A 26,241-nucleotide genomic window follows, 5' to 3' on the forward strand; every position below is an offset into this window, starting at 1 on the left:
GGGCTTGCTCGCGAAGAGGCCAGCCCAGGCGCCACCTAAACCTGCTACTCCACCCGCGTCTCCCCGCTGAACACCAAGGTATTGCGGCAACTGCGGCACAGATACCGTCGCCCCTGGCGCACCAGGCTGTGGCGCTGGGCCGAGAACGGGAAATCACTGCCATCGCACGGGCATTTGTAGATGTAGCGGGTCACACTGCGGCGTTTGATTGCGTAGGTGTGGCAACGGTTGGGCGGTAGTTCGTAGACCCCGCGCATGATCAGTTGCCACTCTTCGCCGTGGGCCTGGATACGGTCGCCAAACAATTGATGAGCGATCAGGTGCGCGACTTCGTGGGCGACGGTCTGCTTGAGGAAGTCTTCGGCGTTTTCTTGGTACAACTGTGGATTGAAGCGCAGCAGGTTTTCATGCAGGTGCGCGACACCGGCCTTCTGGCCACGCAATTTGAAGCTGACCACTGGGCGTTTGAAAGGACGTTTGAAAAAGGATTCGGCTTGTTGGTAACACTCTTCGACGCGGGTATTGAGTTGCTCAAGCATGCTTTACGGGTCTCCAGAAACCCGAGTATGCCGCAAGCCTTCAGCGTTGCGAATCGCTCAGGCGCCCAGCGGTCATTTTTCCAGGGGCTCAAACACAGAAAGGCCGCCTTGCGGCGGCCTGTGCGGGCAGATCTGTTCTTTTTGTGAGAGAGCCTCGGTTGTTCAGTTGGTATAGACCGGGCCGACGCCCAGCCCCCAGACGATCACCGTGAATGCCATGATTGCCACCAGCACCACCAGGCCAACGGCCAGCACTGAACTGGAGAACAGGAAGCCTTCATCCTGCGGAATATTCATGAAGGTGGGCAGGCCGACGTAAAGCAAATAGACCGTGTAGCAGATAGCTGCCGTGCCGACGATCATCCCCAGCCACATGTGTGGGTAGAGCGCCGCCAGGCCGCCGATGAACAGCGGTGTCGCGGTGTAGGTGGCGAACGCGACGCAACGGGCCAGGCTCGGGTTGGCGTCGTAGGTACGGGCCATCCAGTGGATGAAAGCGCCCATCACCGCCACACCGCCCAACATGGCCAGGTAGGACATGACGGTCATCCACAGCGCGCTTTCCTGGGTCAGCATCACCGGTGGGCGATTGCCGATGACCCATCCCACCTGGGTGGTGCCGATGAACGCCGATATCGCGGGGATGGCCGCCAGGATCAGCGTGTGGGTGAGGTACATGTGGCTGATGCTTTCCTCCTGATCGCCACGGATGTCTTTCCATTCTTGATCAGGGTGGGTAAAGAGCCCCACGACATGATGGATCATAGCCAGTCACTCCTTTGTTATTGCCATCGCCCCCCAACGGAGCGCCTACGGGCCAAGGTGGCCAAGTAAGTAAAGGTCTGAATATGTGTGCGACCTTATGTCGCAGTATAGAAAGGAGTTATCGCCAGGGGGATGGGTGGCTTAGAGCAAATAGCGCTGTAAAAAAGCTGCCTAATCGCGGCTTGATCTGTGTCCCCAACCCTACGGCCCAAGAGGTCCCCCCGTGGCGAGGGAGCTTGCTCCCGCTCGGTTGCGCAGCGACCGCAAAATCTTAGGGCTGCTGCGCACCCCAGCGGGAGCAAGCTCCCTCGCCACCCGGGGGGCGGTGCCATACCGGAGGTTTTTTGCGTAAAATGCCGCCCTTTCGTCACACCTCACGGATTTCGCGTCATGGGCACTCTTACGGTCAACCAGAACAAACTGCAAAAGCGCCTGCGCCGCCTGGCCGGTGAGGCGGTCGCCGATTTCAATATGATCGAGGACGGCGACAAGGTCATGGTCTGCCTGTCCGGCGGCAAGGACAGCTACACCTTGCTTGATGTGCTGATGCACCTGCAGAAGGTGGCGCCGATCAAGTTCGACATCGTCGCGGTGAACATGGACCAGAAGCAGCCCGGGTTTCCCGAGCATGTGCTGCCGGCGTACCTCGAATCGCTCGGCGTGGAATATCACATCGTCGAAAAAGACACCTATTCGGTGGTCAAGGAACTGATCCCCGAAGGCAAGACCACCTGTTCGCTGTGTTCGCGCCTGCGGCGCGGAACCCTCTATACCTTCGCCGATGAGATCGGGGCGACCAAGATGGCCCTGGGTCACCACCGCGATGACATCGTCGAGACGTTCTTCCTGAACATGTTCTACAACGGCTCGCTCAAGGCCATGCCGCCCAAGCTGCGTGCCGATGACGGGCGCAACGTGGTGATCCGCCCGCTGGCGTATTGCAACGAAAAAGATATCCAGGCGTATTCGGACTTCAAGCAATTCCCGATCATCCCCTGCAACTTGTGCGGCTCCCAAGAGAACTTGCAGCGCCAGGTGGTCAAGGAAATGCTCCAGGAGTGGGAGCGCAAGACCCCAGGACGTACCGAGAGCATCTTCCGTGGCTTGCAGAACGTCATCCCGTCGCAACTGGCGGACCGCAACCTGTTCGACTTTACCAACCTGCGCATCGACGAAAACGCCACGCCGCGGTTCGTCAACGTGGTGAACCTCTGACGCTTGCGACAGCTTCCATACACGGCGCTTGCGAGCGCCGTTTTCATTTTGAACCCCAGGAGAGGGCATGCGCGATTACAAGTGGCTGCACGAGTATTGTCTGAACCGTTTCGGTTCGGCGGCTGAACTGGAAGCCCACCTGCCGGTGCCCAAGACCCCGGCGCAATTGCGCAAGATCAGCGACGACCGCTATCTCTCGACCATGGCGCTGAGGGTGTTCCGCGCGGGTCTCAAGCACAGCCTGGTGGACGCCAAGTGGCCGGCATTCGAAGAAGTGTTCTTCAAATTCGATCCGGAAAAGGTCGTGCTCATGAGCGCCGAACACTTGGAGCGACTGATGCAAGATGCGCGGATCATCCGCCACCTGGGCAAGCTCAAGAGCGTGCCGCGCAACGCGCAACTGATATTGGATGTGGCCCATGAAAAGGGCAGTTTCGGCGCGCTGGTGGCTGACTGGCCGGTGACTGATATCGTGGGCCTGTGGACCTATCTGAAAAAACACGGCCATCAGATGGGCGGTCACTCGGCGCCGCGCTACTTGCGGATGATGGGCAAGGACACCTTTACGTCCAGTTATGACGTAGTGGCAGCGCTCAATGCCCAGGACATCATCGACAAAGTCCCCACCAGCCAGCGGGACCTGGCGGTGATGCAGAATGCTTTCAACCAGTGGCATGAAGAGAGTGGGGGAAGGCCCATGAGCCAGATATCGATGATGCTGGCGTATACCGTCAATCATTGAGGCCGCGTCGCGCCCTTCGCGAGCAGGCTCGCTCCCACAGAGGCGTGCATTTCAAATGTGGGAGCGAGCCTGCTCGCGATAGCGGTGTATCAGGCGACAGAAATCTCGCCTTCCCCCGCCAGCCGCCGGTTCAACTGAAACCGCCAGCGCACATACAGCAAGGCCGAGCAGAACACCGCCACGCTCGCCATCATTTCAAGCACGCCGAACCACTGCCGGTTCGGGTCATAGGCCGCCAGCGCGCCCTTGATGAAATACAGGTTCACCACAAAGCACATCCACGAATGCCCGCGAGCGCTGCCGATGAGCATGCCTGGCGCCAGGATCAGCAACGGCACCAGTTCAATCAGCAGAATGACCCAGGGCCTTGCGCCGTGCAGGTCGGCGACCAACAGGTAATAAGCACTGAGCAAACCCACCAGCCCGAGAAAGCACAGCAGGCTGACGACGCGGGCGATGCGTACGCGCGGCTCCAGCCACTCCAAGGGCGGCAGGATTTTCGGCTTCTTAGCCACGGCCGTTCTCCAGCAGATGCGCGGTTTTCGCCAAGCGCGAGCCCAGGGCCCGGCACAGGGCGATCTCGTGCTCGTTCAGGCCGCTTTTGCCGTCGGCACCGGCGTGATGGCTCGGGCCATACGGCGTACCGCCACCCACGGTATCGATCAAGGCCGATTCGCTGTAGGGCAGGCCGGTGATCAGCATGCCGTGATGCAACAGCGGCAGCATCATCGACAGCAGGGTGGTTTCCTGGCCGCCGTGAAGGCTGGCGGTGGAAGTGAACACCCCGGCGGGCTTGCCCACCAGGGCGCCGGTCAGCCAGAGATTGCTGGTACCGTCGAGAAAGTATTTCAGCGGCGCGGCCATATTGCCGAAACGGGTCGGGCTGCCCAGCGCAAGTCCGGCGCAGTTTTTCAGGTCGTCGAGGCTGGCGTACAGCGGGCCTTGCTCAGGAATGTCCGGTGACACTGCTTCGCACTCGGTGGAAATCGCCGGCACCGTGCGCAGCCTGGCTTCCAGCCCGGCCTGCTCGATGCCGCGGGCGATCTGCCTGGCCATCTCATTGGTGGAGCCGCTGCGGCTGTAATACAACACCAGGATGTACGGCGTGGTCACGGCAGGATCTCCAGGATCTTCTCCGGTGGACGACCGATCATGGCCTTTTCACCGGATTCGAGAATCGGTCGCTCCATGAGCTTCGGGTGGGCGGCGATAGCGGCGATCAACTGGGCCTGGCTCAGGCTTTGGTCGGCCAGGTTCAGCGTTGCGTACTCCTCTTCGCCGGTACGCAGCAATTGCCGGGCGGTGATGCCGAGCTTGCCCAGGAGACGTTCGAGCTGCGTGGCGTCGAGCGGGGTTTCCAAGTAGCGGACCACCGTGGGCGTCAGGCCGCGGGCCTCCAGCAGTTCCAGCGCACCGCGGGATTTCGAGCAGCGCGGGTTGTGATAAAGCGTCAGATCGGTCATGAGCGGGTCGCATCTTGCGTAAGGTGGCGGCTATTCTACTGTGCCGCGAGGCCTTGAGCACATCGAGAGGCGATCGGTCGCGGCAGCGTTCACATTCAGACAAGGACTGGCACATGGCAAGGCGATTGACGGCGGCACTGACATTCATGGGCATCTTGTTGCTCGCCGGCTGCGGGAACGACTACGGCGTGGACCAGAACGGCCAGGCGATCGCCTCGCAACGGCTGGACAAGCAATGGGTAGTGCTCAATTACTGGGCAGAGTGGTGCGCGCCATGTCGCACCGAAATCCCGGAGTTCAATGCCCTGGCTGAGCAGCTCAAGGGGCGCAACGTCGGCGTGTTCGGGGTCAATTTCGACCAGGTGCAGGGCGAAGAACTCAAGAGTGCCAGTGACAAGATGGGGATTGGCTTCACGGTGCTGGCCCGCGATCCCGCGGAAATCTTCGACCTGCCTCGCAGCGAAGGGCTGCCGGTGACGTACATCATCGATAACCAGGGCAAGGTGCGCGAGCAGTTGCTGGGGGAGCAGACCGCAGCGGGGGTGATGGCGAAGCTAGAGGCGTTGCAGGCGCTTGAATAACCCCGGTTTCGGCAGATGGCTTTATGTGGCGAGGGAGCTTGCTCCCGCTGGACTGCGCAGCAGGCCCCTGCGTCCTTTCCGACACTGGGGTGACAGATACATTTTGGGGCTGCTTCGCAGCCCAGCGGGAGCAAGCTCCCTCGCCACAGGGGGCAGTCTCAGCCTTCCTCCAACCACCAGCGCAGCGGCTTGCCCTGGGCTGGCCAGAAGCGCATTTGCTCGATGGGCGAGACGTCCCAGCGTTCGACCTTTTCCAACGCCTGCAAGAAGCGCGTCTCTTGCTCCATCACCGCCGGGGCACACAGCTTGCGGGTGCTGCCGACCTTGCCGAAGCTCAAGCGATGGCCTTCCAGGGTATAGGGGGCGAACCAGTGGTTGCAGCCGCCGTTGCCATAGGCCCGGCCGTCATCGCCAAGCGTAATGGTCAGGTGGCTGTAGTCCATCAATGGCCGTTCACCGATCCATTCCAGGATGTAGCTGCGGTTGTGCTGCAGTTGCACCGGTTCGGCAGCGCAACCCATCAGACCGGCGCTGATCAGCGCCGCCAGGGCCAAACGTTTCATCAGGCCGCTTCCTGGCATTTGGGGCACAGGTGCTTTTCGCCGACGGTGGTCCAACCCAGTTCGGCGATGCGCGCGCTGGCCGCCGGCTTCTGGGCCTTGACGCCGAGCTTGGCATCGACGGCGAATTCGAAGCTCAGTGCCTTGGCGCAACCGTCACAGTTGACCTCCCAGGTATGGATCGCCAGTTCGCCAAATACCGGACCGGTGGTCATGGCGGTCCACTGGCCCATGGGTTTGAGCAAGTGCCGGACGGTGTCCACGGTCAGGCGCATGGACAAATCCTTGCTGCCCTTGAGGGTAACGAGCAATACATCGTTGGCCTGGATCGAACCGCCATTACCGGTGACCTGATAGCGGCCCGGCGCCAGGGCGCGGACTTCGGTCAGGGTGTGCTGGGGGTTCATCAGGGTGTAGCGGAAATCGTGTTCGGCCATGGGTCCTCCAAATAGGCGCGACATGCTAGCACGGGGCATGGCTGGGGATGGTCTTGATGCCGGCCAACCATAGAGCTGACCGACGAAACTCCATCTCTGTGGGAGCGGGCTTGCTCGCGAAAGCGGCGTGTCAGTTCATGAATGTGGTTCTGACACACCGCCTTCGCGAGCAAGCCCGCTCCCACGGGGGGGCTCAGGCTTAGTGGTCCACCAGGTTCCTCGGTGCGCCGGCGGCCCAGGCAGCGATGTTATCCAGAGTGGTCATGGCAATCGCAGCCAGGGCCTCGTGGGTCAGGAATGCCTGGTGGGCGGTAATGATTACGTTGGGAAAGGTCAACAGCCGTGCCAGCACGTCGTCCTGCAAGGGCTGGTCGGAGCGGTCCTTGAAAAACAGATCGGCCTCTTCCTCATACACGTCCAGCCCCAGGTAACCCAGCTGGCCGCTTTTCAACGCCTCGATCAGCGCCGGTGTATTCACCAGGCCGCCGCGCCCGGTGTTGATCAGCATGGCGCCGCGCTGCATCGTCGCCAGCGATCGGGCATTGATCAGGTGTCGACTCTGTTCGTTGAGCGGGCAATGCAGACTGATGATCTGCGCTTGCGCCAGCAGATCGGCCAGGGGCAAGTAGCGAGCCCCCAAGGCTTCGACCTGAGGGTTGGGGTAGGGGTCGTATGCCAGCAACTGGCAGCCGAAACCGGCCATGATCCGCGCAAATGTCGCGCCGATCTGCCCAGTGCCGATCACGCCGACGGTCTTGCCCACCAGGTCGAAGCCGGTCAGCCCATGAAGACTGAAATTACCGTCGCGGGTGCGGTTGTAGGCACGGTGCAGGCAGCGATTGAGCGCCATGATCAGCGCCACGGCATGTTCGGCCACTGCATGGGGCGAGTAGGCGGGCACCCGCACGATGCTCAACCCCAGGCGCTTTGCGGCGGGCAAGTCGACATGGTTGTAGCCGGCCGAGCGCAGCGCGATCAACCGGGTGCCGCCGTGGGCCAGTCGTTCCAGTACCGGGGCGCTGAGGTCATCATTGATGAACGCACAGACCACTTCATGCCGTTCGGCCAGGGACACGGTGTCCAGGCTCAAGCGAGCCGGCTGGAACTGCAACTCCAGGCCGGCGGGCGGCGGGGCTTTGCTGAAACTGTCACGGTCGTAGGTCTGGCTGCTGAAAAGAATAGCGCGCATGGCGGCCTCCTGGCTCTGGGATGGACTCAGCATAACCGCCATCGTCCCTGCCGCCATTGCCCTGGATCAGGCGCTGATGCGTGCCTCGCTGGCCAGGCGATTGATGGCGCGCTCCAGTTCTTCCAGGGCTGCGGTGGCTTTAGGGTCCTGTTGCTTGAGCAGGGTTTCGCTGCGCTGGCAGGCGGCACGCAATTGCGGTACGCCGCAATAGCGGGTGGCGCCGTGCAGACGATGCACCCGTTCGATCAGCGCATTGTGATCGTTGGCCTCGTTGGCCTGGCGGATCGCTTCGCGGTCGGCTTCCAGGGACGCCAGCAGCATCGCCAGCATGTCTGCCGCCAGGTCGGCTTTGCCGGCGGCCAGGCGCAGGCCTTCCTCGTGATCGAGCACCAAGAGTTCGCTGCCGGCCGGGGCGTCGCCGTTGCGCTCCGGCGACTGGTTGCGCAGGGCCAGGCCGGTCCATTTCAACACCACCTGGGCCAGTTGCCGTTCGCTGATGGGTTTGGTCAGGTAATCGTCCATGCCGCTTTGCAGCAAGGCGCGTTTTTCGTTGGCCATGGCATGAGCGGTGAGGGCGACGATCGGCAACGGCGTGCAGTGCCGCTCGCTTTCCCATTGGCGGATCGCCTCGGTACTCTGGCGACCATCCATACCGGGCATCTGCACGTCCATCAGCACCAGATCGAAGGTCTCCTTTTGCACGGCCTTGACGGCGGCGTAACCACTTTCCACCGCCAGCACCTTGGCCCCCATGTCTTCGAGCAGTGTCTGTACCAGCAGCAGGTTGGCCGGGTTGTCGTCCACGCACAGCACTTTTGGCGCGCGGCTGGCCACGGGCTCGTTGGGTTCGCTGCGGGTCGGGCGCGGGTTGACCAGGTCGGAAAGCGAACGGCGCAACTTGCGGGTGCAGGCCGGCTTGGCCTGCAACTGACTGTGGGGGTTGGGCACCGAGAGGTGATACAGCGTCTGTTCAGTGGTGGGGCATAGCACGAGGACTTTGCAGCCCAGATGCTCAAGGTCCCAGATATGTTGGTTGAGGCGCTCCGGCGGCATATCGTTGCTGGTGATGCCGAGCACGGCCAGATCGATCGCCTGGTCGGTCTGGTGGGCGATGGTCACGCCGTTGGTCAGGGTTTCCAGGGTGTTGAACGGCGTCACTTGCAGGCCGCAGTCTTCGAGCTGGTGCTGCAAGGCCTGGCGCGCCAGTTCGTGGTTCTCCAGCACCGCCACGCGCCGTCCCAGCAGCGGTGGACCGGGCAGGTCCTCGGCGTCGTCGCGGGTCTTGGGCAGGCGCAGGCTGATCCAGAATTCCGAGCCTTCGCCCGGCGTGCTGTCGACGCCGATCTCGCCACCCATCTGCTCCACCAGACGTTTGGAAATCACCAGGCCCAACCCGGTGCCGCCCGGTTGCCGGGACAGCGAATTATCGGCCTGGCTGAATGCCTGGAACAGCGCCCGCACGTCCTGGCTGGATAAGCCAATGCCGGTGTCCTGGATGCTGATGCGCAACTGCACGCTGTCTTCGTGTTCGTCTTCAAGCATGGCCCGGGCGACGATGGTGCCCTCGCGGGTGAACTTGATGGCATTGCTCACCAGGTTGGTGAGGATCTGCTTGAGGCGCAACGGATCGCCCACCAACGACAGCGGCGTGTCCCGGTACACCAGGCTCACCAGCTCCAGCTGTTTGGCGTGGGCTGCGGGCGCGAGGATGGTCAGGGTGTCCTGCAACAGGTCGCGCAGGTTGAACGGGATATTGTCGAGCACCAGCTTGCCGGCCTCGATCTTCGAAAAGTCGAGGATCTCGTTGATGATGCCCAGCAGGCTGTCGGCGGATTTTTCAATGGTGCCCAGGTAGTCGAGCTGGCGCGGGGTCAGTTCGCTTTTCTGCAATAAATGGGTGAAGCCAAGGATGCCGTTGAGCGGCGTGCGGATTTCATGGCTCATGTTCGCCAGGAATTCGGACTTGATCCGGCTGGCCTCCAGGGCCTCCTTGCGGGCCAGGTCCAGCTCGATGTTCTGGATCTCGATGGTTTCCAGATTCTGGCGCACGTCTTCGGTGGCCTGGTCGATGCTGTGCTGCAACTCTTCCTGGGCATTCTGCAAGGTGCTGGCCATGCGATTGATGCCTGAAGCCAGCTCATCCAATTCCTGGCTGCCCAGCGCAGGCAAGCGGGTTTCCAGGTGACCGTCCTTGAGTTGCGCCACTGCGAGCTTGATCTGGCTCAGCGGGCGATTGATCGTGCGCCCCATGCGCAGGGCCAGCAGCGCGGTCAGGCCCAAGCCGGCGGCAATCAACAACAGGCTGGCGAACAGGCTGCGATAACCCCGCAGCAGCATGCCACTGTGGGACAACTCCAGCTCGACCCAGCCCAGCAGGCGGTCGGCTTCCTCGGGAATCAGTTCGCCTGCCAGGTTGCGGTGCTTGCCGAATACCGGCAGCAGGTAGCGGGTGGCGTCGTTGCCGGTGCGTTGCAACAGTTGGGTGCTGTTGCCCTCCGGTGCCCGGTTGAGCATGGTCGGGCCGGCATGGGCCAGCGGCGAGCGATCGGGCGCGAGGAACGTCACGGCGCGTACGTCCGTTTGTTCGAGGGACTGGGTGGCGATGCGCTCCAGCAGATCGGTGTCCTGGCGGCTCATGGCCGGCGCGACCAGCGGGGCAAGCTGTTCGGCGATCATCTCGCCGCGTTGCAACAACTGGGCGTGCAGGTCCGATTGCTGCATCCAGGTGAAATAGCCGCCCAGGACCAACGCCATCAGGCTGGTCGGCAACAGGGTCAGCAACAGCACTCGGCCTTTGATTCCCAGTTTCTTGAGCACACGTGTCTCCTGCATCCAGCGGTCTGATTGAGCTCGCGTGCATCCGGCACGCAATACCTGCGCAGTGTAGCGATTTGCGGGCGGGCGATCTTCGTAAAAATCGTGTCGCGGATCTGGCACGCCGCCGGCTCAGGTTTTGGGCTGTGCGCTGCGCGGCGGGAGCAAGCTGACTCGCCACGGGCCCTGCTTATTCCTATAAGCCATAACCTCCTTACTTTGCGTGATATGGCCGCGCCAGGTTTGCCGGTATGATAGGCGCCCCCGCAGTCCGGATTGCGAATACGCCATGACTTTGCAGTACCCAACCATCGCCGATTGCGTCGGCAACACTCCGCTGGTCCGTTTGCAGCGCCTGCCTGGCGTCACCAGCAATACGCTTTTGCTCAAGCTCGAAGGGAACAATCCCGCGGGCTCGGTCAAGGATCGGCCAGCGCTGTCGATGATCACCCGTGGCGAATTGCGCGGGCTGATCCAGCCTGGCGACACGCTGATCGAAGCGACCTCCGGCAACACCGGCATCGCCTTGGCCATGGCTGCGGCGATCAAGGGCTACAAAATGATCCTGATCATGCCCGACAACTCCAGCGCCGAGCGCAAGGCGGCGATGACTGCCTACGGTGCCGAGCTGATCCTGGTGACTCAGGAGGAGGGTATGGAAGGTGCCCGGGACCTGGCCGAGCGCATGCAAGCCGAAGGGCGCGGCAAGGTGCTGGATCAGTTTGCCAACGGCGACAACCCAGAGGCGCACTACACCAGCACTGGTCCTGAGATCTGGCGCCAGACCGACGGCACCATCACCCATTTCGTCAGCTCGATGGGCACCACGGGCACGATCATGGGCACCTCGCGCTATTTGAAAGAACAGAATCCGAACGTGCAGATCATTGGCCTGCAACCGATGGAAGGTGCGGCCATTCCTGGCATTCGTCGTTGGCCCGAGGAGTATCTGCCGAAGATCTACCAGGCCGACCGCGTGGACCGGATCATCGACATGGCCCAGCACGAAGCCGAGGACATCACCCGTCGCCTGGCGCGTGAAGAAGGGATTTTCTGTGGCGTGTCTTCGGGCGGAGCCGTGGCGGGCATGTTGCGCCTGTCCAAGGAAGTTGAAAACGCGGTGATCGTCGCGATCATCTGCGACCGAGGCGACCGCTACCTGTCGACCGGCATCTTCGACGCGCCCAACTGATGGCCAAGCAAGAGAAAGGCCTGCGCTTCCAGCCCAGCGGCGGAAGCCGGGCCCCGCAAGTGCCCACTGGTAAAAAGCAACGCCTGACCATCGAGCGCCTGGCCAACGATGGCCGGGGCATTGCGTTTGTCGAAGGCCGGACCTGGTTCGTCATCGGCGCCCTGGCCGGTGAAGAAGTCGAGGCGCGGGTGCTGGGTGCCCATGGCAAAGTGGTCGAGGCGCGTACCGAACGGGTATTCCTGCCCAGTGAGCTGCGGCGTCCGGCGCCGTGCATCCACGCCGGTCGCTGCGGTGGCTGCAGCGTCCAGCATTTGCCCCACGACGAACAACTCGCCCTGAAACAGCGCATGCTGGCCGAGCAACTGTCGCGAGTGGCCGGTGTTGAGCCTGACGAATGGGCCGCGCCGTTGAGCGGTCCGGAATTGGGATACCGGCGTCGCGCCCGCGTGGCGGTGCGCTGGGACCAGAAGACGAAGACGCTTGAAGTAGGGTTCCGTGCCGTCGGCAGCCAGGACATCGTCGCCATCGGCGATTGCCCGGTGCTGGTACAGCCCTTGCAGCCGATCATGAGCCGCTTGCCGGACATGCTGCGCCGCTTGAGCAAACCCCAGGCGCTGGGGCATGTGGAGTTGTTCGCCGGCTCGTCCCTGGCGGTATTGCTGCGACACATGGCGCCGTTGTCGGAGGCCGACCTGAGCATCCTCAAGGACTTCTGCACTTTCCACGAAGCCCAGTTGTGGCTCCATGGCGAAGGCGAGCCGCAACCGGTCGATCCGCAGCAACCCTTGGGTTATCGCTTGGACACTTGGGATCTGGCGCTGGCTTACCGGCCAGGGGATTTCATCCAGGTAAATGCCGGCGTTAACGAGGCGATGATCGCCCAGGCTTTGCAGTGGCTTGCACCCCGATCCGAGGAGCGGGTGCTGGACCTGTTCTGCGGCCTGGGCAATTTTGCCTTGCCGCTGGCCAAGCGCGTGCGCCAAGTGGTGGCCGTGGAAGGCGTGCAAACCATGGTGGATCGTGCGGCCGCCAATGCGCTCAGCAACAATTTGAATAACACTGCCTTTTTTCAGGCCGATTTATCCCAGCCTCTGGCGGGTGCCGAATGGATCGGCGAAGGCTTTTCTGCGGTACTCTTGGACCCACCCCGTGACGGTGCTTTCGAGGTGGTGCGCAAGCTGGCGTCCCTGGGCGCCAAACGGGTGGTTTATGTATCGTGCAACCCGGCAACTTTGGCCCGGGACACGGTCGAATTGATCAAGCAGGGCTACCGGTTAAAACGTGCCGGGATTCTCGATATGTTTCCTCAGACGGCACATGTCGAGGCCATGGCGTTATTTGAAGCGAGCCAGGATGGCTTGTCCGACTGACCCGTTCGTGCATACCCGCCACAGTCCTGGGCGAAGGTACGGACAATGAAGGTCAGCGATGTTGACGCATTGAATCTGCGTCGTAGGGAAGGTAAGTAACGATGGTACAGGTGAGAGCACACCAGCCGATCAACACCGACGGCAGTATCAATCTCGAGGCTTGGCTCGATCACGCCGTCAGTATCGACCTGGCACTGGATCGCGAAGCCTTGAAGCAGGCCTGCGAATTCGCTCGCGAGGCGGAGCAGCAACACAACGCGGCGAAGAACCTCTGGTCCGAAGGCACCTCGAGTTTCCAGACGGGCCTGGAAATCGCCGAAATCCTCGCCGACCTCAAGCTCGATCAGGACTCGCTCGTGGCGGCGGTGCTATACCGTGGCGTACGCGAAGGCCAGATCCAGCTCCCGGTGGTCAGCCAGCGCTTCGGCACCGTGGTCGCCAAGCTGATCGACGGTGTGCTGCGCATGGCCGCCATCAGTGCCAGCCTCAGCCCGCGCCAATCCATGGTCCTGGGCACCCAGGGCCAGGTGGAAAACCTGCGCAAGATGCTTGTGGCGATGGTCGACGACGTGCGCGTCGCCCTGATCAAGCTGGCCGAGCGGACCTGCGCGATCCGGGCGGTGAAATCCGCCGATGACGAGAAGCGCAATCGCGTCGCCCGGGAAGTCTTCGACATCTATGCCCCGTTGGCCCACCGACTCGGCATCGGTCACATCAAATGGGAGCTGGAGGACTTGTCCTTCCGCTACCTGGAGCCCGACCAGTACAAGCAGATCGCCAAGCTGTTGCATGAGCGACGCCTGGACCGCGAGCGTTTCATCACCGACGTAATGACCCAGTTGCGTGAAGAATTACAGGCCACCGGCGTTGAAGCCGACATCAGTGGCCGGGCCAAGCACATCTATTCGATCTGGCGCAAAATGCAGCGCAAGGGCCTGGAGTTCAGCCAGATCTACGACGTTCGTGCCGTTCGCGTGCTGGTTCCGGAAATGCGCGATTGCTACACCGCGCTGGGGATCGTCCATACCTTGTGGCGGCACATTCCCAAGGAATTCGACGACTACATCGCCAACCCCAAGGAAAACGGCTACCGCTCGCTGCACACCGCCGTGATCGGCCCGGAAGGCAAGGTGCTGGAAGTGCAGATCCGCACCCACGCCATGCACGAGGAAGCCGAGCTGGGGGTTTGCGCCCACTGGAAATACAAAGGCACTGACGTCAAGTCCGGCTCCAACCACTACGAAGAGAAGATCTCCTGGTTGCGCCAGGTCTTGGAGTGGCATGAGGAGCTGGGCGATATCGGCGGCCTGGCCGAACAGCTGCGGGTCGATATCGAGCCGGACCGGGTCTACATCTTCACCCCCGACGGCCACGCCATCGACCTGCCCAAGGGCGCGACGCCGCTGGACTTTGCCTATCGGGTCCACACCGAGATCGGCCACAACTGCCGTGGCGCGAAGATCAACGGGCGGATCGTGCCGCTCAACTACAGCCTGCAGACCGGTGAGCAGGTCGAGATCATCACCAGCAAGCACGGTACGCCAAGCCGCGACTGGCTGAACCCGAACCTGGGCTACATCACCACGTCGCGGGCGCGGGCGAAAATCGTCCACTGGTTCAAGCTGCAGGCCCGCGACCAGAACGTCGCCGCCGGCAAGACCCTGCTCGAACGCGAACTCGGCCGCCTGGGCCTGCCGCAGGTGGATTTCGACAAGTTGGCCGAAAAAGCCAACATGAAGACCGCCGAGGACATGTTCGCCGCCCTCGGTGCCGGCGATTTGCGCCTGGCGCAGTTGGTCAACCTGGCCCAGCAACTGGTGGAGCCGGAGCGTGGCAACGAGCAACTGGAGCTGATCCCACGCAAGGCCACTGGCTACAAGCCGGGCAAGCGCGGCGATATCCAGATCCAGGGCGTGGGCAACCTGATGACCCAGATGGCCGGCTGCTGCCAGCCGTTACCAGGGGATGCGATCGTCGGCTACATCACCCAGGGCCGTGGCGTGAGCATTCACCGCCAGGATTGCGCCTCGGTGCTGCAGTTGGCCGGTCGTGAACCGGAGCGGATCATCCAGGTCAGCTGGGGCCCGGTGCCGGTGCTCACTTACCCGGTGGACATCATCATTCGTGCCTACGACCGCTCCGGCCTGCTGCGTGACGTGTCCCAGGTGCTGCTGAACGAGCGGATCAACGTACTGGCGGTCAACACCCGCTCGAACAAGGAAGACAACACCGCACTGATGTCCCTGACCATCGAGATTCCGGGCCTGGATGCACTGGGGCGGTTGCTGGGGCGGATTTCCCAGTTGCCGAACATCATCGAGACCCGGCGTAACCGGACGCCAGGGTGATCCCATGACTAAGTGTGGGAGCGGGCTTGCTCGCGAAGACAATGTGTCAGTCGACATTAATGTTGTCTGATACGCCACTTTCGCGAGCAAGCCCGCTCCCACAGGGTTTTGTGTGATGAGACGGATTTGATGTATAGCCTCGAAGACCTGCTTCATTTGATGAACCGCCTGCGAGACCCGCAGTACGGCTGCCCGTGGGACATCAAGCAAACCTACGCGACCATCGTCCCCCATACCCTCGAAGAAGCCTACGAAGTGGCCGATGCCATAGAGCGCGGCGATTTCGATCACTTGCAGGGTGAATTGGGCGACCTGTTGTTCCAGGTGGTGTATTACAGCCAGTTGGCCCGGGAAGAAAACCGCTTCGAATTCGCCGGCGTGGTCGATAGCATCACCCGCAAGCTGATCCGTCGTCATCCCCATGTGTTTCCTACCGGTGACCTGTATGCGCCTGTGGATATCCCGCGCCTGAGCGAAGAGCAGGTCAAGCAGCGCTGGGAGGAGATCAAGGCGCAGGAGCGGGCCGAGAAAGCTTCGGCGCCCGAACAGTTGTCATTGCTCGACGATGTGCCCGGCGCGCTGCCGGCGTTGTCTCGTTCGGCGAAGTTGCAAAAGCGTGCGGGGCAGGTTGGTTTCGATTGGCCAGGTCCGCTGCCGGTGCTCGATAAAGTCCGCGAGGAGTTGGACGAAGTGCTCGAAGCCATGGCGGACAACGACGTGGCGGCCATCAATGACGAAGTGGGCGACCTGCTGTTCAGCGTGGTGAACCTGGCTCGCCATCTGAAAGTCGACCCCGAGACGGCCCTGCGTGGCGCCAACGCAAAGTTCGAGCGACGGTTCCGATTTATCGAACAGGCATTGCGCGACACCCACCGTCCCATGGAAGATTGCACCCTCGAAGAGTTGGACGCCTTGTGGGGCGAAGCCAAACGTCAGGAAAAGAATTTGCCCAGCTGTGGCTGAGGCCGTTGCCTAAGTGAGTAAGCACCATGAGCCTTTCCCTTCGCGATCAACTGCTCAAGGCAGGGTTGGTCAACCAAAAGCAGGCCAAGCAGGTCGGCAAAGAGAAACAGAAGCAGCAGCGCCTGGCCCACAAAGGCCAAGTCGAACTGGATGACTCCCAGCAACGCGCGGCCCAGGAAGCTATGGCTGAGAAGGTCAAGCGCGACCAGGAACTCAACCGTCAGCAGCAGGAAAAGGCCGAACAGAAGGCCCGGGCCGCGCAGGTCAAGCAATTGATCGAAGTCTCGCGCTTGCCAAAGCTGACGACTGAGGATTACTACAACTTTGTCGACGACAAGAAGGTCAAGCGCATCTCGGTCAACACGCTGATGCGCAACAAGCTCAGCAGCGGCTCGCTGGCGATCGTCCACCACGCCGGTGGTTACGAGGTGATCCCCCGGGAGGCGGCCCTGAAGATCCAGGAGCGCGACCCTCAGCGCATCGTCCAGCTCAACACACAGACTGAAGAAGTGGATGCTGATGATCCGTACGCGGCGTATCAGATTCCTGATGATTTGATGTGGTAAGCCAACAACCTGAAACAACCCGTGGCGAGGGAGCTTGCTCCCGCTTGAGTGCGAAGCGCTCACAAAAATGGGCTGCTATGCAGCCCAGCGGGAGCAAGCTCCCTCGCCACAGGGTCCTCGTGTCATTCAGGACTCCGCCATTTCTCGCGAGCGCAACCTCTCTTCGCGCTCCAGCTCAGCCTTGTAGCTTTGGGCATCCGTCTCGGAGTGGAACATCCCTACCAGCAAATCCTGTTGATGCACATCCCAGATCCGGATACCGGCGGCAATGCCTTCGTGGGACATATGGGAGTCGTCGCGTTCAGTTACTTTCACAGTCATCTTGCAAACTCTCCAATCTTTTAATCTGCAGCAAGGCGTGTGCAGGCCTTTGTTATAGATTTGGATAGCGTGCTAAGTAAATGCCTGGGCCCGTTAAGAAGTTTTCATGAAAATCGCAGCAATCCTGCAGGTCAGGCTATGCGCGGCGTTTGGTCGCAGGTGTGGTTTGTGAAGAAAATTTCATGGTTTGTAGGCAACCCTTGAATTCATGCAAAACCCTGTGGGAGGGCTTGAAGATCCGGGCATAAAAAAGCCCCGCATCTGCGGGGCTTCTTGATAAACAGCGTCGGTCAGCTGCCTTTCACAGCCTTGCCGTTGACCGTACCGTCCTGGAGCATGATGTTGTACTCCTTGCCGTCGGTCTCGACCTGTTGCAGGCGCACCAGCAGATAATCCCAGTCCTTGGCGAACCAGAGCACGGTGATGCGCTTGCTTTGTGTCGGATCGCGCACGCGTTCGACCTTGATGGCCTCGATCTGGCCGGCCTTGGTGTCGACCTTTTCCGAGCCCAGCACGCGGAAGTCATAGGTATCGACTTCACCGTCATCGACGACCTGGTAGCTCATGCTTTTCTTGCCAGCCGCCACGTCATGCTGCAGGGCCAGTTGATAGGTGGATTTATCAACCATGCCACGGTTCAGGGGCAGCTTGACCGCGTCACCACGATCGGTGCCGGTGACCATCTTGGTGTTCCAGTCGAAGTCCAGGTCGGCCTTCTTGGCCTTGCCCAGGCCACCGCGCTCGAAGTGGTAGGACTGTGGCAGCAAGGTGTCCTTGTCCAGGGTCAGGGTGCTTTCTTCGGTCAGGCTGGCGATCATCATCGAAGCCTTGAAGCTCAGCTTCCAGGTGCCGTTGGCTTCCTTGGTCAGGCTGCGTTCGGCGGTGCCGCTCATGGGCAACTGTTTCCAGTCGGCGGTGTAGCTGGCGGAGAACGGTTGAAGTTCCGAAGCCTGTGCCAGGGGCAAGGCAAGCAGAGCGCAAGCGAAGAGCAGGGCGCGACGCATAAAATCTCCTAGTATCGAATCAAATGGCCGCTGGCGGCGAGTAACTGGCCGTCCAGTGAGGCTCCGCGATCGTCGAGGGTCAGCCGTCCTTCGGCAAACCAACGCACGGCCATCGGGTAGATCTGGTGCTCGCGGGCGTGAACCCGTTGCGCCAGGCTTTGCGGCGTGTCGTGCAACTCTACCGGTATTACTGCCTGTACGACCAGTGGTCCGCCATCGAGTTCCTCGGTGACGAAGTGCACGGAGCAGCCGTGCTCCGTGTCTCCGGCCTCCAGGGCCCGCTGATGAGTGTGTAACCCTTTGTATTTGGGCAGCAGCGAGGGATGGATATTGAACAGGCGGCCCTGGTAGTGACGCACGAAGCCGGCGCTGAGGATGCGCATGAAGCCGGCCAGTACCACCAGTTGCGGATTGAAAGTGTCGATCTGTTCCATCAGCGCGGCGTCGAAGGCTTCGCGGCCATCGAACAGCTTGTGATCCAGGACGCGGGTGTCGATACCCGCCTCCCGGGCGCGTTGCAGGCCGTAGGCATCGGCGCGGTTGGAGATCACCGCGCGGATACGGACCGGGCTGTCGCCGGTCCGGGTGCTGTCGATCAGGGCCTGCAAGTTACTGCCGGTGCCGGACAGCAGCACCACGACGTCACAGGTTGCGGACATCAGTGCGCCTTAAGGTTTTTCAGCTCGACCTGGGCAGCGCCTTCGGCGGCGGTGGCGATCTGGCCGATGACCCAAGGTTGCTCGCCGGCTTCACGCAGTACGTTCAGGGCGGTCTCGACATGCTCCTGGGCCACGCAGATCACCATGCCCACGCCGCAGTTCAGCACGCGGTGCATCTCGGTTTCATCGACGTTGCCTTGCTCTTGCAGCCAGTCGAACACCGCCGGGCGGGTCCAGCTCGCCACGTCGACCACGGCCTGGGCGCCTTTTGGCAGTACGCGCGGGATGTTGTCCAGCAGGCCACCGCCGGTGATGTGGGCCATGGCCTTGACGGCGCCGGTGTCCTTGATCAGTTTGAGCAGTGGCTTGACGTAGATGCGGGTCGGGGCCATCAGCAGGTCGGCCAGTGGCTTGCCGTCGAGCTGGGTGTTCTCGATGTCGGCACCCGAGACTTCGATGATCTTGCGGATCAGCGAATAGCCGTTGGAGTGCGGGCCGGAAGACGGCAGGGCGAGCAGGGCATCGCCGGCGGCGACTTTCGAGCCGTCGATGATCTCGGCTTTTTCCACGACGCCGACGCAGAAGCCGGCCAAGTCGTAGTCTTCACCTTCGTACATGCCGGGCATTTCTGCGGTTTCGCCGCCAACCAGGGAGCAGCCGGACAGTTCACAGCCAGCGCCGATGCCGGTCACGACCTGGGCGGCGGTGTCGACGTTCAGCTTGCCGGTGGCGTAGTAGTCAAGGAAGAACAGCGGCTCGGCGCCGCAGACCACCAGGTCGTTCACGCACATGGCCACCAGGTCGATGCCGATGCTGTCGTGCTTGTTCAGGTTCAGGGCCAGGCGCAGCTTGGTGCCGACGCCGTCGGTGCCGGAGACCAGCACGGGTTGTTTGTAGCCGGCCGGGATCTCGCAGAGGGCGCCGAAACCGCCCAGGCCGCCCATGACTTCCGGGCGCGCAGTGCGCTTGGCGACGCTCTTGATGCGTTCGACCAATGCTTCACCGGCGTCGATGTCTACACCGGCGTCCTTGTAGCTCAGGGAGGGTTGCTTGCTCATGATCCAGGCCTTTAGGGGGGATTTCTGGGTAACGACCGACCGCCGGAACCGTCGAATAGCCGTTGTACGGATTATTCCGGGTGCCCAGCCGTTGCCGGTCTGCGAAGGCGCGCGATTTTATCAGGCTTGAGGGGCAGCGGCCATCCTCGCGCCGACGGGCAGGGACATATCCTCGGAAAAAAAACGATATTTCTTATATTGGTACTGCGCAGCGCGTCTGTATAAGGTGTAGCGGTAAGCGACTATGGTGATGACAGTGCGAAACTTGCACCGGGCGTGTGAATGTTTTGCCGGGTGCCGTGGTCACAGCCATGCTCAATTTTCTTCACACGGCCTGTTCCAGCCGTTATGTCCGGGAATCTTCCATGCGTCTGTTCAAATTCTTGTCTGTGGGCTGCCTGGCGCTGATCAGCCTGGCGAGCCATGCCGAAACCCTCAATGGGCTTTATCAGGTACTCGAACCGGTCAGTAACCAGACCCCGGAGGAGCGTAACCAGGCGACGCTGCGCGCCCTGGACACGTTGGTGCTGCGCCTGACCGGCGATGCCAAGGCCGCCCAGAATCCCGGCCTGGCGGCGATCCGCAAGGATCCGCAGCAGATCATTCTTCAATACGGCTACGACGCCGGCCCCCCGGAAAGCCTCAAGGTGGACTTCGATCCGGCCAGCACCGACCGGGCCTTGCGGTCGGCGGGGTTGTCGCTGTGGAGCGCGAACCGGCCATCGATCCTGGGCTGGTGGCTGAACGACTCGACCGAAGGCTCCAGCCTGGTGGGTGACGGCCAGGCCAGCGCCACGCCATTGCGCCGCGCCGCGCAGCACCGGGGCCTGGCGCTGCACCTGCCGCTGGCCGACTTGAGCGAACAGATCGTCGCCACCGCGCCCAACCTTGAAGGCAGCGACCCGGCGCCATTGCGCGATGCCTCGGAGCGATACGCGGCGGATGCCTTGCTGGCGGTCCATGCCAAGGAAGAGGGCGGCCAGTGGCGAGGCACCTGGCGCCTGTGGCTGGGCGACCAGCGCGAGCAAGGCAATGCCCAGGGCGCCAATGCTGCAGCCCTGGCCGATGCGGTGATGCTGGCGGTGAGTCAACGGTTGGCACCGCGCTTTGTCGCCAAGCCGGGCGTGGCCACGGAGCAGACGCTGGAGGTGCAGGGCATGAATTTCGAGCGTTACGCGGCGCTGGGTCGATTGCTCGAGCCGTTTTCGGGGCAGTTGCAACAGGTTGAGGGTGACCGGGTCTTCTATCGGGTCAACGGCAGCGCCGAGCAATTGAAGGCGCAACTGGCCCTGGCGAAGCTGCAGGAAATCCCTGCCGGCGAGGCCGTTGCGCCGACGCCAGCGCCTCAGCCGGCCGCCGATGGCTCGGTCCCGGCGACACCGGCGCCGACCGCCAATTTGCGGTTCCACTGGTAGTTTCTTTCTTTATATAGCCAGGAGTGGTTCATGGGCGATACGCGGCGTTGGTTCTGGTTGGGTGGGTTCGCCCTGCTGTTCGCCTTCATCTATTTGTTGCATCCGATCCTGACGCCATTTCTGGTTGCGTTGCTGTTGGCCTATCTGTTCGACCCGGTGGTGGATCGCCTGGAAAAACTCGGCTTGTCGCGGACCTGGGGCGTGGTGACGGTCTTCGCGCTATTCACCTTGATCGTAGGCGCCCTGTTGCTGGTGTTGATACCGATGCTCGCCAAGCAACTGTTGCGCCTGTATGAATTGGCGCCGCAGATGCTCGATTGGTTGCAGCACAGCGCGGTGCCGTGGGTGCAGTCGAAGCTGGGGCTGTCGGACGGCTTCTGGAAGTTCGACAAGGTCAAGGCCGCCATCAGCGAGCACATGGGCCAGACCACGGACATCGTTGGCGTGGTCTTGAGCCAGGCCACGGCGTCGAGCCTGGCGCTGATCGGCTGGCTGGCCAACCTGGTACTGATCCCGGTGGTAGCCTTTTATCTGCTCCGAGACTGGGACCTGATGATGGCCAAGATCCGCAGTCTGCTGCCGCGCAATCGCGAAGAACGGATCATGACCCTGACCGGCGAGTGCCACGAGGTGCTGGGGGCGTTCGTGCGCGGGCAGTTGCTGGTGATGCTGGCGCTGGGCTTCATCTATGCGGCGGGGCTGATGCTGGTGGGGCTGGAGTTGGGGCTGTTGATAGGCCTGATCGCCGGGCTGGCGGCCATCGTGCCGTACATGGGTTTTGTGATTGGCATCGGCGCGGCGTTGATCGCCGGGTTGTTCCAGTTTGGCGGCGACTTGTATCCAATGATCGGAATCGTCGCGGTGTTCATGGTCGGCCAAGCCTTGGAAGGCATGGTGCTGACGCCGTTGCTGGTGGGTGATCGGATTGGCCTGCACCCTGTGGCGGTAATCTTTGCGATCCTGGCGGGCGGCGAGTTGTTCGGTTTCACCGGGATCCTGCTGGCGCTGCCGGTGGCGGCGGTCATCATGGTACTGGTGCGCCATATGCACGATCTGTACAAGGATTCGGACATTTATAGTGGCGCCGAAGACCCTGACTTGTAGGGCAAATCGCCGGCGGGGCGTCAGGGAAACCGACGTTCCGTTCGCTTGCTGCTGCAAACCTTTGATTTTACTCGTGGTCCGGCGCATTGTGCGGTCCGTGTCACGGGTATAAACTTTGCGAACTTTACACAGAGGCCACTAACGGTTCCTTTGGAACTGTTCAGTCAGCATGAAACCGATTCAGCTGCCCCTAGGTGTGCGTCTGCGTGATGACGCTACCTTTATCAATTACTACCCAGGCGCCAATGCCGCTGCACTCGGCTATGTCGAGCGGCTTTGCGAAGCCGACGCCGGCTGGACCGAGAGCCTGATCTATCTATGGGGCAAGGACGGGGTAGGGCGCACGCACCTGTTGCAGGCCGCTTGCCTGCGGTTCGAGCAACTGGGCGAACCGGCGGTGTACCTGCCATTGGCCGAATTGCTGGATCGTGGCGTTGAAATCCTCGACAACCTCGAACAGTACGAACTGGTCTGCCTGGACGATCTCCAGGCGGTGGCCGGCAAGGCTGATTGGGAAGAAGCACTGTTTCACCTGTTCAACCGGCTGCGCGACAGCGGTCGGCGGCTGCTGATTGCTGCCTCGACGTCGCCGCGGGAGTTACCGGTGAAGCTGGCGGATCTCAAGTCCCGGCTCACCCTGGCGCTGATATTCCAGATGCGCCCGTTATCCGATGAAGACAAACTCCGCGCATTGCAGTTGCGCGCTTCCCGACGTGGCCTGCACCTGACCGATGAAGTCGGGCATTTCATCCTCACCCGTGGCACCCGCAGCATGAGCGCTCTGTTCGAGTTGCTCGAACGCCTCGATCAGGCCTCGCTTCAGGCCCAGCGCAAGCTGACTATTCCTTTTTTGAAAGAAACCCTGGGCTGGTAGAACAGTAATAGATAGTGGCTCTTAGCCTGCTCCGGACACGGCAAAAGCCGCGGTCCTGCTGGGCTGCAGGCTGCGTGATCTTCAAAACGGGTTTAAGCGCTTAGATGGCAACGTAAAACCGAGAAGTCACATTTGCATCGATTGAATTTGCAAATGAGGTTGATAGAAGGCATAGTCTCGCCATCTTTACTACTTCAGCCACGGTCGTGCCCATGCTAAATCGCTTCGCACCCCTCGTGCCTCTCGCACTCGTTACCCTGTTGTTCGGTTGCGCTGCCCACTCCCCAGTGTCCCAGCAAGAGCAACAACCACAGGTCAAGAACTCCGTTACCGCCCAGTCTTCCTCCGTTGCGTTCCAGGAAGAAATGGCCTCCGACAAAGAACTGGCCGCCTTCGCCGGCAGCAAGCCTTATCAGCTTCCAGTGCTGGCCGACAGCATTCTGGAGCGGGGCATGTCGTTGATCGGTACCCGTTATCGTTTTGGCGGTACATCTGAAGCCGGTTTCGATTGCAGTGGTTTCATCGGTTATCTGTTTCGCGAAGAGGCCGGCATGAACCTGCCGCGCTCGACTCGCGAAATGATCAACGTTAACGCTCCGCTGGTTGCGCGCAACCAACTGGAACCCGGTGACCTGCTGTTCTTCAGCACCAATGGTCGTCGCGGTCGCGTCAGCCATGCCGGGATCTACCTGGGTGACAACCAGTTCATCCATTCCAGCAGCCGCCGCAGCGGTGGCGTGCGAATCGACAGCCTGGGCGACACCTACTGGAACAAGACCTTCATCGAAGCCAAGCGCGCCCTCGCGATGGCACCGACTGTGATGACGGCTCGCAAGTAAGCCCACAGTTTGTAAGGCAAACTTAAAGTCTTACTTGAAGTTTGCGACATAGCCGCTAGAATCCATGATCATTGATTGATGGCAATCCGCCTGCGTATTACGCGGGCGGATTTGTTTCCATCTCCACGGCAAAAAAGCCGCATCCAGATCAGGATTGTTCTGCATATGTCGACGTCGGCCCGCCTCGCTCTTGTGTTCCTCGCCGCGCTACTCAGCGCCTGTGCCAGCCGCACCCCGCCGCCTGCGCCGGTGCGGGCTCCGGTGGTCTTTGCCCCCTCGCAACCTTTTTCTCCTGCTGCCGAAGATGTGCTTTTCCGAGCGCTGGGCCTGGTGGGGACGCCGTATCGCTGGGGCGGTAACACGCCGGATTCGGGTTTCGATTGCAGTGGCCTGATCGGCTATGTCTACCGTGATGCGGCAGGTATTACCTTGCCGAGGTCCACCCGCGAGATGATCGGCATGCGCGCCCCGGATGTGGGTAAGGAAGCGCTGCAGACCGGGGACCTGATCTTCTTTGCCACCAACGGCGGTTCCCAGGTCAGCCACGCGGGGATCTATGTCGGTGAAGGCCGTTTTGTCCATGCGCCAGCCACCGGTGGCACGGTCAAGCTCGACAGCTTGTCCAAGGCTTACTGGCAGAAAGCCTATCTGAGCGCCAAGCGGGTGTTGCAGCCGGAGCATCTGGCGCGCAATCCCTGAAAAAGCCGCTACAGAGGCTGAAGTGGCGAGGGAGCTTGCTCCCGCTCGGTTGCGCAGCAATCGCCAGATGCTTGGGGCCGCTTCGCAGCCCAGCGGGAGCGAGCTCCCTCGCCACCGGGCTCATCCTCGAGTCTTCAAGGGTGGGTTATTTTCCCGACACCCGCCAAATCTTGTTCCCCACGTCATCGGCCACCAATAACCCACCCTGTTTATCGATCACCACGCCCACCGGCCGGCCCTGGGCTTTCTCGTCGGCGTTCAGAAATCCAGTGAGCACATCCACCGGTTCACCTGCGGGTTTGCCACCGCTAAAGGGCACGAAAATTACCTTATAACCACTGTGGGGCTTACGGTTCCAGGAGCCGTGCTGGCCGATGAAAGCCCCTTCGGTAAACGGTGCCGGCAAGTGGCTGCCTTCGGCGAAGGTCAGGCCCAGTGAGGCCGTGTGGGGCCCAACTGCGTAATCCGGGGCGATGGCCTTGGCCACCAGGGCCGGGTTTTGCGGCTCGACCCGGACATCGACGTTTTGCCCATAATAGCTATAGGGCCAGCCATAGAAAGCCCCGTCCTTGACCGAGGTGATGTAGTCCGGCACCAGGTCGCTGCCGATCTCATCCCGCTCGTTCACGGCCGTCCACAACGCGCCGCTGCTGGGTTCCCAGGCCAGGCCGTTGGGGTTGCGCAGGCCCGAGGCAAAGATGCGGTGGCTGCCGCTGGCACGGTCCACTTCCCAAATGGCCGCGCGACCTTCTTCAGCCTCGATGCCGTTTTCCGCGACGTTGCTGTTCGAGCCGGTGGTGACATAAAGCTTGCTGCCATCGCGGCTGGCGATGACATTCTTGGTCCAATGGTGGTTGATAGTCCCGCCCGGCAAATCGACGACCTTGGTCGGTTGCGCCTTGATCTGCGTTTCACCGTCTTTGTAGGGAAAGCGGATCAGCCGATCGGTGTCGGCCACGTACAGGTCATTGCCCACCAGGGTCATGCCGAACGGTGAGTTGAGGTTTTCCAGGAACACGGTGCGGGTTTCGGCAATGCCGTCGTGATTGGCATCGCGCAACAGCGTGATGCGATTGGGGCTGGGCACGCCGGCGCCGGCGCGGCCCATGACTTTCTTCATGACCCAGCCACGAATGCCCTTGGAATCGTCCGGTTTGGGCGGGGCGTTGGTCTCGGCCACCAGCACATCGCCATTGGGTAGTACGTAGAGCCAGCGTGGATGATCCAGCCCTTCGGCGAATGCCTCCACTTGGAGGCCCTGGGCCGGGGTTGGCTTGGCGCCTTGGGGCCAACCGACGGCTTCGGCAATATTCACCGTGGGGATCAGGGTCTTGTTCGGTTCGGGCAGTTTCGGCGAGGGGCCGGTGCCATCGGACACTTTCAGGCGGGAAGACTCGCCGCAAGCGACAAGTCCTGCGGCAAGGGTGACGATCAAGAGATGGGATGGCTTGAGCATGCTGGCTTCCCTATGAATGCATGTGGTTATTCATAGAGAAGCGTAGACGCGCGATGGTTCAACTGCGG

The 26,241-nt window shown here is 61.6% G+C and carries 27 protein-coding genes; 13 read left to right on the forward strand and 14 right to left on the reverse strand.

What is annotated here, in order from left to right; all coding sequences use genetic code 11:
* Positions 1 to 44: 44 nt before the first annotated feature.
* Positions 45 to 539 carry a SprT family zinc-dependent metalloprotease gene (locus tag AD663_RS06180; RefSeq protein WP_003178959.1) on the reverse strand — a complete coding sequence of 165 codons (495 nt, stop codon included), beginning with the start codon at positions 537 to 539 and terminating at the stop codon, positions 45 to 47.
* A 162-nt stretch (positions 540 to 701) separates the two neighbouring features.
* Positions 702 to 1,304: a Yip1 family protein gene (locus AD663_RS06185; protein ID WP_003178961.1), complete on the reverse strand. Its 603-nt coding sequence runs from the start codon at positions 1,302 to 1,304 to the stop codon at positions 702 to 704.
* A gap of 390 nt (positions 1,305 to 1,694) precedes the next feature.
* On the opposite strand from AD663_RS06185, the gene ttcA reads away from it, so the two are divergent.
* Both ttcA and AD663_RS06195 read left to right on the forward strand, forming a co-directional pair.
* Complete coding sequence (gene ttcA, locus AD663_RS06190; protein WP_003178962.1) at positions 1,695 to 2,519, forward strand: tRNA 2-thiocytidine(32) synthetase TtcA; 825 nt, start codon at positions 1,695 to 1,697, stop codon at positions 2,517 to 2,519.
* Positions 2,520 to 2,586: 67 nt separating this feature from the next.
* Complete coding sequence (locus AD663_RS06195; RefSeq protein WP_003178964.1) at positions 2,587 to 3,261, forward strand: DNA-3-methyladenine glycosylase I; 675 nt, start codon at positions 2,587 to 2,589, stop codon at positions 3,259 to 3,261.
* Positions 3,262 to 3,350: 89 nt separating this feature from the next.
* On the opposite strand, the gene AD663_RS06200 is transcribed toward AD663_RS06195, so the two are convergent.
* Genes AD663_RS06200 through arsC form a run of 3 tightly spaced genes read right to left on the reverse strand, consistent with a single transcriptional unit; the run spans position 3,351 to position 4,724 of the window.
* Positions 3,351 to 3,776 (reverse strand): DUF2069 domain-containing protein, encoded by a 426-nt coding sequence (locus tag AD663_RS06200; RefSeq protein WP_003178965.1) that lies wholly within the window; start codon positions 3,774 to 3,776, stop codon positions 3,351 to 3,353.
* Complete coding sequence (wrbA, locus tag AD663_RS06205) at positions 3,769 to 4,374, reverse strand: NAD(P)H:quinone oxidoreductase (protein WP_003178967.1); 606 nt, start codon at positions 4,372 to 4,374, stop codon at positions 3,769 to 3,771. The genes AD663_RS06200 and wrbA overlap by 8 nt, the downstream gene beginning before the upstream one ends.
* A complete protein-coding gene (arsC, locus tag AD663_RS06210) occupies positions 4,371 to 4,724 on the reverse strand; it encodes an arsenate reductase (glutaredoxin) (protein WP_003178969.1) in 354 nt (117 codons plus the stop codon). The genes wrbA and arsC overlap by 4 nt, the downstream gene beginning before the upstream one ends.
* Before the next feature lie 113 nt (positions 4,725 to 4,837).
* Between arsC and AD663_RS06215 the strand changes: the two genes are divergently transcribed.
* Positions 4,838 to 5,305 carry a TlpA disulfide reductase family protein gene (locus AD663_RS06215; protein ID WP_003178970.1) on the forward strand — a complete coding sequence of 156 codons (468 nt, stop codon included), beginning with the start codon at positions 4,838 to 4,840 and terminating at the stop codon, positions 5,303 to 5,305.
* 158 nt (positions 5,306 to 5,463) lie between these two features.
* Here AD663_RS06215 and AD663_RS06220 read toward each other — a convergent pair whose 3' ends face one another.
* The 4 genes from AD663_RS06220 to AD663_RS06235 all read right to left on the reverse strand — a co-directional run bounded on the left by AD663_RS06220 (position 5,464) and on the right by AD663_RS06235 (position 10,308).
* Positions 5,464 to 5,868 carry an META domain-containing protein gene (locus AD663_RS06220; RefSeq protein ID WP_003178972.1) on the reverse strand — a complete coding sequence of 135 codons (405 nt, stop codon included), beginning with the start codon at positions 5,866 to 5,868 and terminating at the stop codon, positions 5,464 to 5,466.
* The gene (locus tag AD663_RS06225) at positions 5,868 to 6,302 is read right to left on the reverse strand and encodes a hypothetical protein (protein ID WP_003178974.1); all 435 of its coding nucleotides are present in this window, start codon (positions 6,300 to 6,302) and stop codon (positions 5,868 to 5,870) included. Before AD663_RS06225 ends, AD663_RS06220 begins: the two co-directional genes overlap by 1 nt.
* Before the next feature lie 199 nt (positions 6,303 to 6,501).
* Positions 6,502 to 7,491 (reverse strand): 2-hydroxyacid dehydrogenase, encoded by a 990-nt coding sequence (locus tag AD663_RS06230; protein ID WP_003178976.1) that lies wholly within the window; start codon positions 7,489 to 7,491, stop codon positions 6,502 to 6,504.
* Between the two features lie 66 nt (positions 7,492 to 7,557).
* Positions 7,558 to 10,308 carry a response regulator gene (locus tag AD663_RS06235; RefSeq protein WP_003178978.1) on the reverse strand — a complete coding sequence of 917 codons (2,751 nt, stop codon included), beginning with the start codon at positions 10,306 to 10,308 and terminating at the stop codon, positions 7,558 to 7,560.
* 286 nt (positions 10,309 to 10,594) lie between these two features.
* Between AD663_RS06235 and cysM the strand changes: the two genes are divergently transcribed.
* The 5 genes from cysM to AD663_RS06260 all read left to right on the forward strand — a co-directional run bounded on the left by cysM (position 10,595) and on the right by AD663_RS06260 (position 16,744).
* Positions 10,595 to 11,497, forward strand: a complete 903-nt coding sequence (gene cysM, locus AD663_RS06240) for a cysteine synthase CysM (RefSeq protein ID WP_053213439.1) — start codon at positions 10,595 to 10,597, stop codon at positions 11,495 to 11,497.
* The gene (rlmD, locus tag AD663_RS06245; RefSeq protein WP_053213440.1) at positions 11,497 to 12,867 is read left to right on the forward strand and encodes a 23S rRNA (uracil(1939)-C(5))-methyltransferase RlmD; all 1,371 of its coding nucleotides are present in this window, start codon (positions 11,497 to 11,499) and stop codon (positions 12,865 to 12,867) included. The genes cysM and rlmD overlap by 1 nt, the downstream gene beginning before the upstream one ends.
* 101 nt (positions 12,868 to 12,968) lie before the next feature.
* On the forward strand, positions 12,969 to 15,215 hold the full coding sequence (gene relA, locus AD663_RS06250) for a GTP diphosphokinase (protein WP_003178984.1): 2,247 nt from the start codon (positions 12,969 to 12,971) through the stop codon (positions 15,213 to 15,215).
* 129 nt (positions 15,216 to 15,344) lie between these two features.
* The gene (mazG, locus tag AD663_RS06255; RefSeq protein ID WP_003178985.1) at positions 15,345 to 16,178 is read left to right on the forward strand and encodes a nucleoside triphosphate pyrophosphohydrolase; all 834 of its coding nucleotides are present in this window, start codon (positions 15,345 to 15,347) and stop codon (positions 16,176 to 16,178) included.
* 26 nt (positions 16,179 to 16,204) lie between these two features.
* Positions 16,205 to 16,744: a DUF2058 domain-containing protein gene (locus tag AD663_RS06260; protein WP_003178987.1), complete on the forward strand. Its 540-nt coding sequence runs from the start codon at positions 16,205 to 16,207 to the stop codon at positions 16,742 to 16,744.
* A gap of 126 nt (positions 16,745 to 16,870) precedes the next feature.
* Here AD663_RS06260 and AD663_RS06265 read toward each other — a convergent pair whose 3' ends face one another.
* The 4 genes from AD663_RS06265 to purM form a co-directional block, all read right to left on the reverse strand.
* Positions 16,871 to 17,065, reverse strand: coding sequence for a hypothetical protein (locus AD663_RS06265; RefSeq protein ID WP_003178988.1), 195 nt, complete (start codon positions 17,063 to 17,065; stop codon positions 16,871 to 16,873).
* 290 nt (positions 17,066 to 17,355) lie between these two features.
* On the reverse strand, positions 17,356 to 18,069 hold the full coding sequence (locus tag AD663_RS06270) for a DUF3108 domain-containing protein (protein WP_003178990.1): 714 nt from the start codon (positions 18,067 to 18,069) through the stop codon (positions 17,356 to 17,358).
* A gap of 8 nt (positions 18,070 to 18,077) precedes the next feature.
* Positions 18,078 to 18,728, reverse strand: coding sequence for a phosphoribosylglycinamide formyltransferase (gene purN, locus AD663_RS06275; RefSeq protein WP_003178991.1), 651 nt, complete (start codon positions 18,726 to 18,728; stop codon positions 18,078 to 18,080).
* Positions 18,728 to 19,786: a phosphoribosylformylglycinamidine cyclo-ligase gene (purM, locus tag AD663_RS06280; RefSeq protein WP_053213441.1), complete on the reverse strand. Its 1,059-nt coding sequence runs from the start codon at positions 19,784 to 19,786 to the stop codon at positions 18,728 to 18,730. The genes purN and purM overlap by 1 nt, the downstream gene beginning before the upstream one ends.
* A gap of 365 nt (positions 19,787 to 20,151) precedes the next feature.
* Here purM and AD663_RS06285 point away from each other — a divergent pair, with 365 nt between their 5' ends.
* The 5 genes from AD663_RS06285 to AD663_RS06305 all read left to right on the forward strand — a co-directional run bounded on the left by AD663_RS06285 (position 20,152) and on the right by AD663_RS06305 (position 24,717).
* Positions 20,152 to 21,201 (forward strand): DUF2066 domain-containing protein, encoded by a 1,050-nt coding sequence (locus AD663_RS06285; RefSeq protein WP_003178995.1) that lies wholly within the window; start codon positions 20,152 to 20,154, stop codon positions 21,199 to 21,201.
* Positions 21,202 to 21,231: 30 nt separating this feature from the next.
* On the forward strand, positions 21,232 to 22,305 hold the full coding sequence (locus AD663_RS06290; protein ID WP_003178997.1) for an AI-2E family transporter: 1,074 nt from the start codon (positions 21,232 to 21,234) through the stop codon (positions 22,303 to 22,305).
* 169 nt (positions 22,306 to 22,474) lie between these two features.
* On the forward strand, positions 22,475 to 23,179 hold the full coding sequence (gene hda, locus AD663_RS06295) for a DnaA regulatory inactivator Hda (protein WP_003178999.1): 705 nt from the start codon (positions 22,475 to 22,477) through the stop codon (positions 23,177 to 23,179).
* A gap of 212 nt (positions 23,180 to 23,391) precedes the next feature.
* The gene (locus AD663_RS06300; protein ID WP_003179001.1) at positions 23,392 to 24,018 is read left to right on the forward strand and encodes a C40 family peptidase; all 627 of its coding nucleotides are present in this window, start codon (positions 23,392 to 23,394) and stop codon (positions 24,016 to 24,018) included.
* Positions 24,019 to 24,183: 165 nt separating this feature from the next.
* Complete coding sequence (locus AD663_RS06305; protein ID WP_003179003.1) at positions 24,184 to 24,717, forward strand: C40 family peptidase; 534 nt, start codon at positions 24,184 to 24,186, stop codon at positions 24,715 to 24,717.
* A 145-nt stretch (positions 24,718 to 24,862) separates the two neighbouring features.
* Here AD663_RS06305 and AD663_RS06310 read toward each other — a convergent pair whose 3' ends face one another.
* Positions 24,863 to 26,173 (reverse strand): sorbosone dehydrogenase family protein, encoded by a 1,311-nt coding sequence (locus tag AD663_RS06310; RefSeq protein ID WP_053213442.1) that lies wholly within the window; start codon positions 26,171 to 26,173, stop codon positions 24,863 to 24,865.
* Positions 26,174 to 26,241 lie beyond the last annotated feature (68 nt).

This window comes from Pseudomonas sp. Q12-87 (genome assembly GCF_001269755.1).
Taxonomy (GTDB): domain Bacteria; phylum Pseudomonadota; class Gammaproteobacteria; order Pseudomonadales; family Pseudomonadaceae; genus Aquipseudomonas; species Aquipseudomonas fluorescens_S.